This window comes from Planctomycetia bacterium (genome assembly GCA_015200345.1).
Classification (GTDB): Bacteria; Planctomycetota; Phycisphaerae; order UBA1845; family UTPLA1; genus PLA3.
Genome location: CP054187.1, coordinates 3439970 through 3456894 on the forward strand (window position 1 = coordinate 3439970; position 16925 = coordinate 3456894).

The 16925-nt window shown below is 63.4% G+C and carries 13 protein-coding genes; 4 read left to right on the forward strand and 9 right to left on the reverse strand.

The window, feature by feature from the left end:
• Positions 1–10: 10 nt before the first annotated feature.
• The 6 genes from HRU71_14040 to HRU71_14065 form a co-directional block, all read right to left on the reverse strand.
• A complete protein-coding gene (locus HRU71_14040) occupies positions 11–2725 on the reverse strand; it encodes a M1 family metallopeptidase (GenBank protein ID QOJ04542.1) in 2715 nt (904 codons plus the stop codon).
• Positions 2726–2805: 80 nt separating this feature from the next.
• On the reverse strand, positions 2806–3369 hold the full coding sequence (locus HRU71_14045; protein ID QOJ04543.1) for an HDIG domain-containing protein: 564 nt from the start codon (positions 3367–3369) through the stop codon (positions 2806–2808).
• A gap of 8 nt (positions 3370–3377) precedes the next feature.
• Positions 3378–4397 (reverse strand): aspartate-semialdehyde dehydrogenase, encoded by a 1020-nt coding sequence (locus HRU71_14050; GenBank protein ID QOJ04544.1) that lies wholly within the window; start codon positions 4395–4397, stop codon positions 3378–3380.
• Complete coding sequence (locus HRU71_14055) at positions 4394–5407, reverse strand: HEAT repeat domain-containing protein (GenBank protein ID QOJ04545.1); 1014 nt, start codon at positions 5405–5407, stop codon at positions 4394–4396. The genes HRU71_14050 and HRU71_14055 overlap by 4 nt, the downstream gene beginning before the upstream one ends.
• 10 nt (positions 5408–5417) lie before the next feature.
• A complete protein-coding gene (locus HRU71_14060; protein ID QOJ04546.1) occupies positions 5418–7235 on the reverse strand; it encodes a hypothetical protein in 1818 nt (605 codons plus the stop codon).
• Positions 7236–7522: 287 nt separating this feature from the next.
• Positions 7523–8660 (reverse strand): peptide chain release factor 2 gene (locus tag HRU71_14065; GenBank protein ID QOJ05021.1). Its coding sequence is split into 2 segments (ribosomal slippage): positions 7523–8593 and positions 8595–8660, totalling 1137 coding nucleotides; the frame shifts between segments, so codons are not numbered across the junction.
• Between the two features lie 152 nt (positions 8661–8812).
• Between HRU71_14065 and HRU71_14070 the strand changes: the two genes are divergently transcribed.
• Positions 8813–10105, forward strand: coding sequence for a metallophosphoesterase (locus HRU71_14070; protein QOJ04547.1), 1293 nt, complete (start codon positions 8813–8815; stop codon positions 10103–10105).
• A gap of 170 nt (positions 10106–10275) precedes the next feature.
• Here HRU71_14070 and HRU71_14075 read toward each other — a convergent pair whose 3' ends face one another.
• A complete protein-coding gene (locus HRU71_14075) occupies positions 10276–11568 on the reverse strand; it encodes a hypothetical protein (protein ID QOJ04548.1) in 1293 nt (430 codons plus the stop codon).
• Positions 11565–12764, reverse strand: a complete 1200-nt coding sequence (locus HRU71_14080; protein ID QOJ04549.1) for a terpene cyclase/mutase family protein — start codon at positions 12762–12764, stop codon at positions 11565–11567. The genes HRU71_14075 and HRU71_14080 overlap by 4 nt, the downstream gene beginning before the upstream one ends.
• A 156-nt stretch (positions 12765–12920) precedes the next feature.
• Here HRU71_14080 and HRU71_14085 point away from each other — a divergent pair, with 156 nt between their 5' ends.
• The gene (locus HRU71_14085; protein ID QOJ04550.1) at positions 12921–14153 is read left to right on the forward strand and encodes a hypothetical protein; all 1233 of its coding nucleotides are present in this window, start codon (positions 12921–12923) and stop codon (positions 14151–14153) included.
• Here the strand turns inward: HRU71_14085 and HRU71_14090 are convergent.
• Positions 14150–15175: a N(4)-(beta-N-acetylglucosaminyl)-L-asparaginase gene (locus HRU71_14090; GenBank protein ID QOJ05022.1), complete on the reverse strand. Its 1026-nt coding sequence runs from the start codon at positions 15173–15175 to the stop codon at positions 14150–14152. The genes HRU71_14085 and HRU71_14090 overlap by 4 nt on opposite strands.
• Before the next feature lie 311 nt (positions 15176–15486).
• Here HRU71_14090 and HRU71_14095 point away from each other — a divergent pair, with 311 nt between their 5' ends.
• Positions 15487–16101 (forward strand): RNA polymerase sigma factor, encoded by a 615-nt coding sequence (locus HRU71_14095; protein ID QOJ04551.1) that lies wholly within the window; start codon positions 15487–15489, stop codon positions 16099–16101.
• Positions 16102–16156: 55 nt separating this feature from the next.
• A complete protein-coding gene (locus HRU71_14100; GenBank protein QOJ04552.1) occupies positions 16157–16909 on the forward strand; it encodes a hypothetical protein in 753 nt (250 codons plus the stop codon).
• Positions 16910–16925: the final 16 nt, after the last annotated feature.

The window sequence follows — 16925 nt, forward strand, 5'->3', positions numbered from 1 at the left end:
CACTTTCACCTTAATGTCCGACGACCGGGCGGTCAGAGTCCGGCGATGTTTTTGCTCGTCCTTTGTTCGTACCCGGCTTGTCCGGCTTGGAATCCGATTGGGTGGCGGCGTTGTTTATCTTTGACGCGGCGCCTTTGGAATTTGCATGCTTGGCAGCATTCCCCGCTTCGGGCGACAGCTTTGCTTCCAGCAGTTCAATCCGCTTGATGAGTTCGCCTTTTTCTTCGCGCAGGGCCTCCAACTCCTCGCGCAGATCTTCCCACTCCAGCTTCGCGGGCGTCTTCTCGCGGATCGCTTTCAGGGTCCGTTCGGCGGCGGAACGCACGCGCAGCAGTCCGGTGCGCGTCAGTTGCTCGATGTCACGCAACGCGGGCCGCGCCTTGTCGCCGGCGGCGGCGAGCGCTCCCAGGGCCGCGTTCTGCACATTGCGGGGCGTTTCCTTCAGGCAGTCGCGCAACGCGTCAATCGCCATCTCCTGGGCCTCGGGGTGATCGTCGAGCGTTCCCGATGAGAACATCTCCCCCAGCGCCCGCGCCGCAGCCGCTCGACACGCGTGCGGCGAGCCGGGCTTGCTCCATTCGATTAGCACGTGCGCGTCCTGGTAGTCTCCGTATTTGCCGATCGACGAGAGAACAGCCTCGCGGATGATCTCGTCGTCGGATTCGCGATCGAGCAAGTCGCACAGAAACTCGACCGGCTCGTCGCTCAAGGCGGCGTAGGCCTCGATCGCGGCCGCCTCGACGCGATAACTCGGGTCGCCGACGGTGACGAGTTCCTCGATCGCGTTGGTCACGTCGGGTTCCTCGCTGAACCTGCCCAGCGCGGTGACAACGGTTCGGCGCGCCTTGGGATTCTTAATTTTCAACCCCGCCAGCAGCGCATCGCGCGCCACGTCGCCCTGCAATTCGCCCAGCGCTTCGGCGATGGTCGATTGCACGCCGTAATAGGGTTCGTTCATCAATCGCGCGGCCAGCAGCGCCGCGTCCTGCGCCGTGCCCTTCTTTTTGAAATAATCAACGGCGCGCGCGCGGCCCAGCACCGACGGATCGTCCGAGAGCTGCGCTTCCCAACAATCGCGCGGTTTCTCCTCCGTCAGCGTCATCAGCACCGCGAACTCGGGATCGACGCGCACCATTCGCGGACGACTTGCCAGCGGAAGCAGCCACGTCACGTCCTTCGTCGTCACGTCGCGCGTGATGCGCTTGGGCGGCGACTTGCCGTCGAATACGAACTCCAGGGCCAGCGGGAAATGAAACGCATCGTCCTTCTGCCTCTGTTGCACGCGCACTTCGGCGAACGATTCTTCGGCATTCCAGGTGTACGTGACGTTCACTTCCGGCGCGCCGGGCCGCTCGGTCCAGTCGTAGAAAAATCGCTCAAAGGACCGGCCGGTCAAGTCCTCGATCGCGCGGCGCAGGTCGCTCGTCTCGACCGTCTGGTACTGATGACGCGTCGCGTAGGTGTTCAGCATCTTCCAGAACAGCTCGTCGCCCAGCCGCCGGCGAATCATGTGCAGCACCCACGCGCCCTTGGGATAGGCTCGGCTGTCGAACTGCTCATCGGGGTCCTTGTAGTTCCGCTCGACGATGGGGCGGGTCTTGCCGCCTTCGATCGCGCCGCGCGCCTTGCCGCGCATGTTCCAGGCGAACTCGTCGGCCCCGAGCGCCTCTTCGTCCCAGAGCGCCTCAAAATAGCTTGCGAAGCCCTCGTTCAACCAGATGTGCGCCCACTCCTTGCACGTCAGCAGGTCGCCCCACCATTGATGGGCCAGTTCATGGGCCACGAGGCCGTCGCTGTCCTCGTCGAGGTGCGCTCGGTCGTCGTGCAGCGTCCGCTCGGTCAGCGTCGTGGCGCTGGTGTTCTCCATGCCGCCGCCGAAACCGTAGCAGCAGACTTGCGCATATTTCGGCCAGGGGTATTCGACGCCGATCTTGTCCGAGAAAAAGTCGAGCATCTTCGTCGTATGCGCGAACGAGTTCTTGATGCGATCCTTGTACTTTTCGCGAACGTAATACGTCACCGGCCGCCCGCGCCACGTCTCCTCCTCGACGTAAAACTCCCCGACCACGAGCGTCATGAGGTAGGCGACGTGCGGCTGATCCTGCTTCCAGTGAAACGTGCGCGTGCCGTCGCCGTTGTCGCGCTGTTCAATCATTTTGCCATTGCTGATGGCGATGTTGGGAGCGTCGACGCGGCAGATGATCTCGGTTGTCTGCCTCTCGTTGGGATGGTCGAAGCAGGGAACCCAGTAGCGATTGGTGATGGCCTGGCCCTGCGACCACATCAGGTAGGGCACTTCCGGATCGCTGGGTTTCGGCGCGAAGAAGCTCAAGCCCGCCTGCGGATCTTCGACGCGGTACTCGATCTCGACCGTCGCGCTTTGGCCGGTCGCAAGTTTGCGCGGGAGCATGATCGTCAAATGCTCGCCGTCGTTTTCATAGTCGCACCGCGTCGGCTCGCTGCCGTCGGTGGTGACGCGAACGCCGCGCACGGCAAAGTTGACCGCGTTGAGCCGGATCGTCTCCACGTCGCGCAGCGCGGAGAATTCGAGCGTCGCCACGCTGTCGAAGGTCTTGGCCTTCAGATCGACCCGCGCGTCGAGCTTGATGTGCCGGACGTCGAGCGGGCGGTCGGCCGGGAAATGGGGGGGGCCTTGCTCGGCACGGGCAGCCATCGCAAGTACCAGAATGCAACCAAGCGATGCAAGGGCAGTTCCTCGCTTCATGAAAAAATCCCCTCGTGAGGTTTGGGTCAGGTGTGCAACGTCATGCCGTGGCGCCGGGGCTAAGAGACCTGCGCCGGCAACTAGGATACCGCCAAACCCAGTTCGGATGCTACCGATGACAGGGCGGCGATGCAGTTTCGGATGTGCTCATCCAGCGGGATGCCCAGCAGGTCGGCCCCGGCGGCGATGTCCTCGCGGCTGACGGCGGCGGCAAAGGCGGGCGTCTTGAGCTTTTTCTTGATGCTCGACGGCTCCATGCCGGCGAGGCGGGTTGGCCGAACGAGAGCCGCGGCGGTGATGAATCCGCAGAGTTCATCGACCGCGAAGAGTGCTTTTCGCAGGGGCCGATCGCGCGGGTAGGCGTCGAGGTTCCAATCAGCGTGGGAGAGAATTGCGCCGACGACTTCTTCGTCAACGCCGCGTTCGCGGAGGATCTTCGCCCCCTCGCGTGTGTGATCGGGCGGCTGGGGCCAGCGCTCGTAGTCGAAATCGTGCAGAAGCCCGACGATGCCCCAGAGATCGGCATCACCGCCGAGCAAACCGGCGTAATGCCGCATGGCCGCCTCGACGGCGAGCATGTGCCGGCGCAGGGAATCGGACGCGACGTATTCGCAGACGAGTTTCCATGCGTCGGGGCGATTCATGGGCGCGCTCACAGCAATTCCGCAATTTGCACCGCATTCAGCGCCGCGCCCTTGCGGAGCTGATCGCCGACCACGAACAGATCGATGCCCCGGCCGTCGGGCTGGCTGATGTCCTGCCGGATGCGGCCAACTAGACAATAGTCTTTTCCCGTGGCGTCCAGCGGCATGGGGAAGCGATTGGCCGACCGGTCGTCCAGCACGCGCACGCCCGGCGCGTCCTCCAGGATCGCCCGCGCTTCGGCCTCGGGCATCGGCCGCTCGAACGTCAAATTCACCGACTCGCTGTGCGCCCGCAACACCGGCACGCGCACGCACGTCGCCGTGATGGCAATGGTCGGCTCGCCGAAAATCTTGCGCGTCTCGGCGACCATCTTCTGCTCTTCCTGGTTGTAACCGTCTGCCTGCATCGCGCTGTTGTGCGAGAACAGGTTGAATGCGATCTGGTAGGGCAGCACTTTCGGCGTGACTGGGCGACCTTCCAGCGCGTCGCGGGCCTGTTGTTGAAGCTCGAGCATGGCCTGCATGCCCGCGCCGCTGGCCGATTGATAGGTGCTGACCACAATCCGCCGCACAGGATTGACGCGATGCAGCGGCCACACGGCCACGTTCAGGATGATCGTCGAACAGTTGGGGTTGGCGATGATTCGTGCGTCGCCGATGGCCTGCGGGTTGATTTCCGGCACGACGAGCGGCACGCCTGCGTCCATGCGAAACGCGGAGCTGTTGTCCACCACATAGGCCCCGGCCTCGACCGCGACCGGCGCCCACTTCCTGCTCACCGATGCGCCGGCGCTGAACAGGGCGATGTCGATGCCGTGAAACGAGTCGGCGCGCACTTCCTGCACGGTCAACTCACTCCCGGCGTAGCTCACTTTTTGTCCGGCGGATCGCGCCGACGCCAGCAGGCGGAGATTCTCACCCGGCACGCCGCGCGCGTGGAGGATGTCCAGGAATTCCTGCCCGACGGCGCCGGTCGCGCCAAGGATGGCGATGCGCTTTTTCGAGAGTCCGTTTCCACTTCGAGTCATGGATGCTGATTCCCGTCAGTTACTTCAGTGCCTTCGTTTTGCATCCAGTTTATCGGCAGACTGGTTGGAGCGGGACGGCGATGAGTCTCCGCCCGTCTTGTCTCGATGTCGGCCCAGAGTGCCTGACGCGCCTCATCCGTCAGCACATCCGAAGCGGCCACAGGCCTCCCCGCTAGCCTCGTCAATCCGGCTGCGGCGATCTCTGACACGGTTCGTTGATTCCTGCGATTCGCTTCGCGACCGCCGCCGGCCCCTGTTCCATCGACCGGGCGTTTGGTTCGAACGAATTCCTCTGCGCGCGCTGCCTCGCGTTCCATCGCAAGTGTACCTTCGAACAAGGTGTGATCGGTCAACAGTTCGACCAGTCGTGTTAGGAGCTTATCGCAGATTGATTTCACGACCCTGCAATCATCGACCGACTCGAGCCAGACTGCGGCGCTTTCGACCGCTTGCGCGCGAAGGTTAACACGGTCGTTGTGCAGGGCGGCCAGAATGCATTGCGCGGCGTCGGCATCGCTGCTGCGCGCCAGCGCCGCCAGCGCGGATTCAACGACCGCCTCCTGAAGATTGATCGACGCCGTGCAGAGCAGTTTGATCGACGCTTCATCACCGTCAAACACCAGCGTCCGGGCCGCGGTGTCTCGGACCTCTGCGTCAGCATCCAAAAGCAGTCCTCCCAGCAGCTCGTGCGACTGGGGCGGAGACAGATTCGCTGCCGCAAAGACCGACAGCAGGCGCACCTCCGGCCGGTCATCGCGCGCCAGGCGGCGAATCGCCCCCGTAGCGTTGTCGCCGACAGCAGCAAGATACGATAGATACCGCCCGCGCACGGCCAGATCGTCGGTCGCCATCAGGCGCGAGGCCCACCAGTGCGCGCGGATCGTATCCCGCTGCCAGAGCGTGGCGAGAAACAGCGCGACCAGCAAGGCAATTGCCCATCGCGCCCGGCGCGCGCGCTTCAGGTCGCGCAACATGGGTTCGGCGGATTGTGAGGCTGCGAGGTCGGCCATGGGGCGATCATCAGACGCGGCCGTAGTTCGCGAGCTTCCACTGACGGCGGATTTCCTTATCGGCCATCTTGGTGCAGACGCGGCCGTAGATCGTTCGCCAGTACATCTTCCACGCGGCGGGGGTTCGGCCGGGGCCGCACAGGAATTGCTTGAGGAAGCGGAGTTTGTCCGACGCGGTGCAGGCCGGGCTGGACAGCAAACTGGCACACAGGCGCACGACACCGCGGAGTTGTTGCGTTTCGGTCGTGTGGCGAACATGGTTGATGCCGTCCATGTCGATGAACGTCAGCAGGGGGGGCGTCGTGTAGGGCGCGGGCCAGACGACGAGAAGGTTCGGCGCCTTCAGATCGCGATGAACGAAGCCGCGTTCATAGAATGTTTTGAGCAACTGCACCACGGCGTCAATCAGTTGATTCTTTACCTTGCGCTGACGATCGGGCGACACTTGCGCGAGATCACGCGTGAGAAACGTCTCCAGATCGACCGAGTCCTGGACGAACTCCGTCATCAGCAGCGAATCAACGCGAACAAACCGCGCGACGTACCGCTCCAGAACCATCAGGGGCGCCGCCACCGGCAGATCGCGATTGCTCAACATGTTCGCAATTTTCCATGAGCGTCGATTTCTAGACGGACCCAGCGCGTGGAGCAGCCATTTCCAGCCGTTACGAGGCAGATGACGCTTCACAATGACGGGTACCGGATCCGGCTGCACCGGCAGCATCGCTTTGCAAACCGTCGCAGTGTGGGAGTCCTTCAGCAGTTCGTGCTTCGCGGGATCGACCCACGCCAGCGGCTCGCGCAGCCATTGCTTCCACTGTGCTTTCTTGTAGGTCAGCCTGGACGCCAGGGCGGTCGGCGATGGATGCTTGCATTGCAGCAGCACGTGGCCGCGCCAGCCCGGCGCGGGTTTGATGCGTGAGAAGTAACGGCTGTCGCGCGCGGTGCGCCGGTCGCGCTTCGACCAGAGCTTGTTGGCGTGCAGATCGGCCTGAACCGCGAGATCGGCGGTCAACCGGCCGGTGTCGATGCGGAAATGCCTGGCAAAGGGGCTGGCGCTCGCGCAGGCATCGCGATGGGCCAGATACGATTGCAGGAATCGCAGACGCTGCGACCGCGTTGCGTGTCGCCGGAACCACTGATTGAGTTGCGCCAGGTTCGAGGCAATTTCACGCATGCCGACGGGCCGGGCGGTGCGCGCCTTGTGCAGGTCGACGAAGAAGACCTCACAGGTGTCGCCACGCTGCCGCGCGAGAATATTGCCCGGGTGCATGTCGTCATGCTGGAAACCGCACTGATGTGCCCGCGCGATCAACCGGGCCAGCGCCTCGCTTAACTGGGCCGCGCGGCGCGGGTCGCTGCGAACAGCCAGCCAATATTCATTCAACGGCGAGACCTCGCGAACCGCTTCGGTCACCAGCAGCGACGTGCCCGTGCCGCCGCGCCGATCATCCCACGCGACCGCCACCGGCACCACGGCGGTAATGCCATGCGCCGCGGCGTAGGCACCGATTCGCCATTCATTCATAGCGGCCGGTCCGCGAAGCCGAAGCTTGATCCGATCCGACACGCTTTGAGGGTGATAGTATTTCGCGAAGTACTCCCGCCCGCCGCACGAAACGCTCCACACGTCGCGATGGCTGTTCCGCTTTACCAATGTGGTCGTCGCGCCGGCACGAAGATTGAACCAGTCGATCAACCCGCTGCGCAACAATTCTGCATGGTCTGCCGAGGCCCGCCAGCGATACGCACCGGCCATCCAGTCCACCCAGTGCGGTCGGATGGGTGCGTTCTCATCAGGGCAGGAAGCGGTTACGGCGCGCGTCATGCTGTCTCCGGATCGGCCGTCGAGCGGCCTGCGCGAGGTAACGGCTGTTTGCGCTGTGGAGGCGTCAACCCAGTGCGGAGGTGTGGGATCGGTCTTGTGGTGCGAAGCGCGCAAGGATTCTAGTCCAAACCTCGGTCCTGGTCCAATCGGGAGCCACCGGTCCGGCGACCACCATGCAGTCAGTTTAGCGGATACAAAGGGTTACGCCACCCCGATTTGTGAAGTTGGGCGCACGCTTGAGGCGGTACTGATGGGGAAGGAATCTGTCATCCGCCGGGCGAGGGCAGTTAAGGCTTCTTGTCGCCGGCGGCGCGAACCGGCTCCTTCGCCCGTTTCTCCGCGCGGAGCCGAAGCATCGCCTCGATGTATTCGTCGATCGCGCCGTCGAGCACCTTCTGCGGATTGCCCGACTCGATGCCGGTGCGCAGATCCTTTACTCGCGGGTCATCCAGCACATAGTTGCGAATCTGATTGCCCCAGGCAATGTCGCCTTTCGCGGCGTTGATCTTTGCCATTTCGCCTTCGCGCTTGGCCTCTTCCAGCGCCTCGAGCTTCGAGATCAGCATCGCCATGGCCTGTTGCTTGTTCTGCGCCTGACTGCGCTCGTTCACGCATTCCGCGACAATCCCTGTCGGAATGTGCTTGATGCGCACGGCGGAGGCCACCTTGTTGACGTTCTGACCGCCCGCGCCACTGCTTCGACAAAAGGCCGTAATCTCAAGGTCCTTTTCGGGCAGTTCGATCGTACTCTCGGGGAACACCGGCAGCACATCCACGGCGGCGAAGCTCGTCTGGCGCTTGCCCTGTGCATTGAAGGGGCTTATGCGCACGAGACGATGTACACCTTGCTCGGTGCTCATGTAGCCGTAGGCGTAGGGGCCTTTGATGAGCAGGTTGACCGACTGGATGCCGGCCTCTTCGCCGTCTTTTCGGTCCAGTTCCTCGACTTTGTAACCTTTGCGCTCGAAATACCGCAGGTACATGCGAAAGAGCATCGAAGCCCAGTCGCACGCCTCGGTCCCCCCCGCGCCGGCCTGAATGGAAAAGTAGCAATCCCGCGCGTCATTCGGGCCGGACAGCAGCGCCATGAGCGCCACGCGGTCCAACTCCTCGGCCAGGGCAAGTCGCTCCTGGTCCGCCTCGGCAAGCGTCGCGGCGTCGTTCTCGGATTTGCCGAGTTCGTAAAGCACGGCGATGTCGTCGGCGCGGCGCGAGATCGCCTCGACCGGATCGATCATTGCTTTGAGGCTCTTCAACTCGGCGATGGTGGATTGCGCAGCCTTGCCCGAATCCCAGAATCCGGGAGCGCTCATCAAATCTTCTTTTTCTTTTAACTGTTTCTTCTTGGCGGGGAGGTCAAAGAGAGTCCCGCAGCGCGGTGATGCGGGCCGTGAGTTCTTCGAGCGTGGCGGTTCCATCGGGCATCGGCATATCTGGCTCTCCCTGTGTTGGTGCCATACTATAGATCGGCACGCATTGCACCGCAACGCAAGGCGGCGGAACCGGCGCCGCGTGGACGCCTCACCGCGTCGGCGCGGCCAGCTTGTGAAGACAACCTTTTTCTGAATTGGCGACAAATGGATAATACCAACCCACTCTCGAACACCGGCGCACGGCGATCGCGCGCCAACTGGCTGCTGCGGATCGTACTGCTGGTCGCGCTGGCTGTGCTCGGCGCGTGCATTTTTGATTTTCAGACTCGGCCGGAGCTTGTTTCCGGGCCGATGGTTCAGATGCCCGCTGCCGACGCGATCAGCTTCGTTTGGGAGATGAAGGGCGACTGGATGGTGAACGGCGCCGTCCAGGTGTCCGGCCCGGACGGTTTGGATCAAACGGTCGCATCCTCCGACGGTGCATCGCCAGGGAAGCGGCGGTTTCAGGTGGCGGTAGATGGGGTCAAACCGGGAGCGACGTACACCTACACCGTCGTCAACCGCGGCTGGTTTCGCGATGTGCCCATCGCGGGACCGTTCACCGTGACCACGCCGCCTCCGCCGGGCCAGTCGTTTCGCTTCATTTGCTTTGGCGACAGCGGCAGCGGCAGCAACAGCCAGGCCGAACTGGCGGAACTGATCGCCTCGAAAAAGCCTGATGTCGTGATTCACACCGGCGATTTGATCTACCCGGCCGGGGACATCAACGACTATCGCCCCAAGTTCTTTGAGCCGTACAAAAATCTTATCACGAGTTGCTTCTTCATGCCCAGCCTCGGCAACCACGATTGCGCGACGGACCGCGGCGCGCCCTTGCTCGAGGTGTTTGATCTTCCACAGAACGGGCCGAAAGGAATCCCGCCCGAGCGAAATTACTGGTTTGATTATGGCGACGCGCGGTTTGTCGCGCTGGATTCGAACGACGCCTTCCCGGCCGGCGTCATCACCGCGCTGGACCGCAAGGAGAAGGTCGGCCCGTGGCTGCGGGAGGTGCTGAAGGGGGCGGGCAGCCGATGGAAGTTCGTGTACTTCCATCACCCGTTCTACAGCCACAGCAAGCATTCGGCCGAAGGCGCGGCATATGTGAAAGAGGCTTTTGTAGATATTTTTGAGGAATACGGAGTGGATGTGGTCTTCACCGGCCACAACCATCTGTACGAGCGCACCGCGCCGATTCGCAAGGATCAGATCGTGCCCGAAGGCCAGGGCGTGGTCTACGTCGTCAGCGGCGCCGGTGGCGCCGAGCGCTACGCCAAACGCCCCGATCCGCCGCCGTACATTCGCGTCGCGGTCGATGACGTGTTCAGCTTCACACTGGTTGAACTGTCATCGAAGCGATTTGAGCTGAAGCAGATCAACGAGCGCGGCGAAGTGATCGACGAATACGTGATCCAGAAACCTGACAACACCCAGGCGCAAGCGACGGCGTCAGATTAGAACCGTTTTCTAAACTCCTCTCCCCCTTGGGGGCGAGGTCGGGTGAGGGGGAAAAGTGGTTCAAACGAATTGATTCACCCTCACTCCAACCCTCTCCCTGGAAGGGAGAGGGAGTTTTGAAACAGCTTGTAATGTAAGGTGAATTCCGAGCCATCAGCCCGGCACGTCTTCTAGCGACGCGGTTCTCCGGCGGATGAATAGGTCAGTGCCGCGTCGAGGACCGGATCCTTCCCCGCGATGACATCTTCGATGGTCGGCTCAACCAGCACGTGCGGCGCGACGGTCTGCACGTCTCCGTCCACCAGAGAGAAGTAATTTGTCGAGTACGTTACGACGAGCTTTGAATAGGGGAGCGTCAGCGGCCTGATCTCGCCGTAGGCGTTCGGGCTGCCGCCGGTCGGTTCGCCGATCAGCACGGCGCCGTACCGCTGGCGTAACTGGATCGCGTTCATCATCGCAGACGAAAACGTGCCGCGGCCGATCAGCACGAGCAGGTGGCCCGGCGCGCGCAGCCCAGGTCGCCGGAGCAGGTGCGGGTACATCGCGTCGATGACCATGGAGTTGCCGCCGCCGTTGCGGCGCAGGTCGATGATCAGCCGCCATTTTTTAGCATCCGGTCCGTCCCCGGTCGGGATCCCCTCGAACATCTTCTGGCACAGCGCGCGGAACTCTCCGAACCCCGAGCACGTGTTGTACGCGAGATACAGCGCCGGGTCGTGCGACGGCGTCACGATGGCCTGATACCAGTAGGGGTCGGCCCGCTGCTCGGCGAGCGGCACGCGCTCCGACGCGAACACCCACCGCCATTCGCGCTCCGACGCGATCGGCTCTATTTCTATCGTCGTCTCATTACCACTCGCATCGGCCAGGGTGAACGCAGCGCGATCCAGGCCGGTGATCAACCCGCAGGCATGCAGGATCTCCGGATTTCGCATCGCCAGTGGGATGCGCCGCCGTATTTGCGTTTCATTCTCGGCGGGGAACGTCGCGCCGAGCCGCCGAGCGGCCTCCTCAATCGGAACCGCGCCGATTCGAACGAGCTTGGCGCCCAGGGCGGCCTCGTGCCGGCGGAGCGATCGCGTCACGTAGTACCCGTCGCGCAGCCATTCTGCAACGATCGGCAGCGTGCGAAACCCGCCGATCTGCGCGAAGTTCTGCGCCTGCGTGTGGCCGTCGCCGATCAGCGCGATCAGCCGCAGCATTCCGACGACGATCTGATGATCCGCCAGGTGCGGCACGTCTTCTCGCAGTTTCGTCGCCGCCGCGTCAAACGACCCGCGCGAGCACTTGAAGAAGGCGTTCTTGTGCAGGCGGGGCAGCTCGCGCGCCAGGTAATCGACATCTGTCTGCCACTTCGTGTCACGCGAAAGCTCGCCTTCGCCCGGGCGCGGCGCTGCGCAACCGCCAACGGCGCAGATCGTCGCGGTCAGGATGATTCGGAGGCAGGGGCGAAGTGGAGTCATCGGCCGTTCCGCGCATCGCCGGCTTCACGGCCCAGCGCCGTTTGAAGCGTCGAGACGGTCAACCCGGTGACATAGTCCGCGTCGCCCTCCAGCCAGCGATCGGCTTCGTTCAGCCAGCTTCCATCCGGCCGCTGAAGCGAGATGACCTTGCGACAAAGCTCCACGCGCCAATCGTGCGAACGGTCCGTGGCGTCGATCAGCACCGGCTCGCCCCACGCCGCCAGTGCCCGCGAAAAAACGTGATAATAGTAATACAGCCCTTCGTGCTTCTGACGTTCGGGCATGCCGGGATTTACGTCCAGCGAGTAATTCTGCCGAATCCATGCCAGGGCCGACGTGACGCGCGGGTCATCCCGCGACAGCCCCGCATACAGATAACTCTTGAACCCCGCATAGGTCATGGAGCCGTAGCTGCGCAGCGGCCGACCCAGTTCAAATCCGCCGGTTGCCTTCGACTCGCCGCCGTCCGCCGCCGTATAGACAAATCCGCCGTCGCTCGCGCCGCGTGCGAACGGCTGATCATTCGTCGATTCGTTCATCTGGCAGCGCGAGATGAAGACCAAGGCCCGCTGATAGACCGGGTCATCCTTCGACAGTCCGCTTTGATGCAACGCCTCCAGCATCATCTGGGTGTTGGACAAGTCGGGGCGCTTCGTGGTGTTGTAGCCGGCACCGCCGTACCACGAATCCTTCACGGTCTTGTCTTCGCTCTCATCGTATTGCAACTTGGTGAGGAAGGCCTGCGCCTTGGCGAGGTGCGGAGCGTGGCGCTCGCGATCCAGCGAGGCGAGAAACATTAGAACTACAGATGTCTGATAATTCGCCAGATTCTGCTGCCGCTCGTAAAAGCCGCCATCCGGCTGCGCATGGCGCAGAATCGACTCGACCGCCCGCCGGACGACCGGGTGGTTCGATCCGTATTCCGGAGCGTCAGCAAAGGCCTTCGCGACGATGGCCGTGACCGCGGGGCCGTATTTCGCATTCCAGCCGCCGTCCTTTTCCTGTCGCGCCGCGAGGAACTTCAGCGCCTTGCTGATCGCGCCCTCCGTCGCCTTCTTCACCTCCGGCGCGACGGGCGGCATCGGCGGCGGGGGAGCCTTGCCTGCGGACTTTTGTGGTGAGGACCAGACCGGCGAAAGGACTGTGAGCAGGATTCCTGCCGAAGCAGCCATTGTGAGCAGGGGGGCTTTTCGCATTGGTGAGTTCCTGTGAATTGGTTTTTCACAAGCGGCGCAATCGCCGATTGACGCCGCGCCGCAACCATCTAGCATCGTCGCACGCTCGTACGGCGGTCCACGGCACGGTGCCGACGCGGCCACCTGTCTGGTTGAGCGCAATATAGCAGGAAACCCATGCCCTTTCTCCACGGTTCACTTTCGTTTTCCCGCTTCAGGGTGGTCGGCGGTTCGCCCAGGCGGCTCGACGACAACCTGATGGACAAGTTTCGCGGCCACGTCATCGGCAAGGGCAAGGCCCGCTCCGACGGCGAAGAGGTCGGCTGGCTCGGCGGGCGGCATCTGCTTGACCGCGAGTTCGACACCGACAAGAACGTAATCCTCGACTGCCTGCACTTCGGCATGCGCGTGGATACATCGAAGGTTCCCCCCGACCTGATGCGCGCGTATATCGAGCAGGAGCGTGAGGCGCTTCTGAAGGCGCACGACGGCTGGAAACCGGCGCGGATTCGCAAGGAGGCGATCGAAGCAGCCAAACAACGCGCGGCGGGTGAGTTGAAGGACGGTCGATTCCGCTCGATGCGGCAGTTTCCGATCCTGTGGGACACGCGCAGCGACGTGGTCTATCTCGGTGCAACGCAGCCGGCCGTGCAGGAGCGGTTCATGTCGCTCTTTCGGGACACGTTCGACAAGCGCGTGGAGCGGTTGTCGGCCGGTCGATTGGCATACCGATGGGCCGAGGCGGCGGGGAACGCGCGGCGGATCGAGACGGCGCAGCTTGCGAAGTATGTACCGCATGAGCGTGGTAATGGACACATCGAGGTGTATTGGACGGCGGCCGATCCGGCCTCGCGCGATTACCTCGGCAATGAGTTCCTGCTGTGGCTGTGGTGGACGGTTGCGGAGCAGTCGGATGTGATTCATCTGCCGGATGAGACGGATGCCTCGGTGCTGATTGTCAAGCAACTGACACTCGAATGCCCCTGGGCCGAGACAGGCAAGCAGGTGCTGACGGCCGACGGTCCGGCGTCGCTGCCGGAAAGCCGCCGAGCATTGCAGGGCGGCAAGCTGCCGCGCAAGGCGGGCCTGGTGCTGCATCGTGATGGATCACAATACGAATTGGTGCTTCAGGCCGAGACGTTCAACGTGTCGGGCGGCGTGCTGCCGAAGCTGGAGAAGCCGTCCGGTGAACCGGTGCCGGGCGATCGGCGCGAACAGGCCGAAGAGCGCGTGGAGCAGGTGCGGCATTTCAGCGAGACGCTTGATGCGTTGTATCACGCGTACCTGGCGCAGCGATTCAGTGACGACTGGGCGCGCGTGCAGCGGGAGATCGCCGCCTGGGTTCTCGGCGTGGATTCCGCCGACGCCATTCGCGGTCGCATGGCGGATGCCGGCGTCGCGGCAGGCTAAGCGCGCTGGTAAAGAAACGCCGATTCAACCAGCCGCGCGCCGGCCTCGTCGCAGACGGCGTACTTGGCGCCCGACCACATTGCGGCGGATCCGTGACGGCCGTCCTTCGCCAGCGCGTAGAGAATCAGGCCATATGCCGGGCGGCCCTGCTTGTCGCGCAGACGCGGTTCGGTGTGATCCGCGACGCGCCGCATCACTTCGAGACAAGCGTCTTGAGGCGACTTGCCCTGCCGCATCAGTTCCACGACCAGAAACGAGGAGCAATTCAACAGGTTGGCCTCGCCCCGGCCGGTGGAACCCGCGGCGCCGACCGCGTTGTCCACGTACAATCCCGCGCCGAGGATCGGCGAATCGCCCACGCGTCCGGGTATCTTGTACGACAGGCCGCTCGTCGTCGTCGTCGCGCCGAGATCGCCGCGGCTGTCCACCGCCGCGCAGTGAATGGTGCCCCACGTAAACGGGATCGCGTCGCGCCCGCGCGCGCCGGCGGCGGGGTTGATCTCCTCGTCACCCAACCAGTCATCCTCCTTGTCGCGCGACTCCTTCCACTTCAGCCACGCCTTGCGCGACGCTTCGGTGAGCAGGTCCTGTTCCTTAAATCCGTGTGCCTTCGCGAAGCGCAGCGCGCCCTCGCCGACGATCAGCACATGATCGGTCCGCTGCATGACCAGCCGCGCCACCTGCGCCGGATTGCGTATGTTGCGAAGGGACGCGACCGCGCCGGCCTTGTGCGTCGGCCCGTGCATCACAGAGGCGTCCAGCTCGACGATGCCGTCTTCGTTGGGCAGCCCGCCGTAGCCGACCGACTGGTCGTTGGGGTCATCTTCGACAATTGTCACGGATTCAATCGCTGCATCGAGCGGGTCCTTTCGCGCGACCAGCGCCTTGTAGCCGACTTCGATCGCCTTGAGGCCGTTCGAGCTGGAGATGATCACCGGCCGCTTGCCCGGCTTGGCGCCGTCTGTCGACGGCTGCTCCGCCCGGGCCAGTTGTGGGAGGAACGCCGTCTCCACACCCAGCATTGCACCCGCAAGCGCTGCTCGGTGGAGAAACTCGCGCCGCGTGGCGGACCCCGATTCACTCGTACCTGTTCGCAGGTTGATTTCGTCCATGGACGGTTAGATACCCTAAGCGGCAGCGCTTCACCAGCACGAAAACGCGACCTGTTCTTGTGAATGGGATCGATAACAAAAGATGGAGGATAATTTGCATGAACAGCCCTAAGCGTCTAAGGTTGGCTGTGGCAGCGATTTAGGTGCTGGCCGTGCCGATGATTGACGGGTCAAATCATCCGGTGGGGCTAACCGCGCATGGGTTTACAGTGTCTGAACTTATGAGCAAAAAGGCGGCCACGGACAGCCCGGTGGAAGACGACGCAAAGTCGGCTGCGGAGGACATCGCGGCCATCGAGCGGACGCTCGCGGGCGATCTGTCGGCGTTCGACGGCTTGATCGAGCGCTATCAGCGGCGGGCGGTCGCCGTGGCCTATCGGCTGCTGGGCAATATCGACGACGCCCAGGAAGTCTGTCAGGAGTCTTTTCTGCGGGCGTTTCGGTCGCTGTCGGGTTTGCAGGAGCGAGGCCGATTCGGTCCCTGGCTGATGCGAATCGTCAGCAACCAATCGCTGAACTTCCGGCGCGGCCGTCGGCCGATGCTGACGTTGCAGGGCGAGGATGACGACAGCGGAGATTCGCAGGCGGCGTCGCTGAAGTCGCGTGGCGAAGAAGGAGACACGCTCGAGGCGTCGGAAATGCAGCAGGCGATCACGGCGGCGATCGCGTCGCTGCCGGATCAACAGCGGCTGGCGCTGGTGCTGTTCGCGATTGAGGAGATGCCCCAGAAGGACGTGGCGGAGATTCTTGAGTGCAGCGTGGAAATGGTCAAGTGGAACGTGTTTCAGGCCCGAAAGACCCTGAAGGAGAAACTCAAGGGCTTTTTGGAGGAATGAATCGAACGGAGTCGGCGGCGGGATCGAAAAGTCGGCGGTCAGGAATTGCGAAGTAATGAACGGTGAGAATGAAAATGTCGAAATGCTCCTGGCAGCTTGCCTCCCCGGCGAGCGAACGCGGGAAGAGCGCGCTCGCGTGGAAGCGTTGCTGATGGATGATGCCCAGGCCCGGCGCACCGCCGCGGCGTATGAAAAGCTCGCCGCGCTGCTCAAGGGCTGGCGCACCATACCGGCGCGATTCGACTGGTCGGCCAACGCCGCACGCGTCGTGAGGCATGTCCGCTCCGGCGGGGCCGAAACGCAATCGACGGATGCCGCGCGGCTCGATGAGTTGGTTCCCCACTGGAGCGGCCCGGTTCCCGAGGTCGACTACCGCGCTCTCAAGGCGCGAATCTCCTCGGCCGTGCGGCGCGAGGCGCGCACGATCAAGACCGGTTCGATCGGAAAGATCCGCTCGCGGCGGCGCGTCCTCGCTTGGATCGGTCGCGTCGGCGCGCCGCTGGCGGTCGCGGCGGCGATTGTGATCGCCGTCTGGTGGCCCCGGGACGTCGGCGGACCGTTGGATGCGCCGAACGGCGCTTCGCCTTCGGGCGGCACGGTCGCGAAAGGTCCGGAACCGGCGCTGCGCCCGCGCACAGTGCTCGTTTCGCTCGAAACACCGGAGCCGATCGGAGTGGTGACCTTCACGTTTGACGAGGCCAGACGCGATCCGAAATCGCCGCCCGAGCCGCAGGGCTGGGCGGGTATCGCAGCCGATCGCGACGGGGCTGCCGCGAGTGACTACGTCGTGGACCCGTTCCTTTACTAGCCGGCGGTTCTGCGTG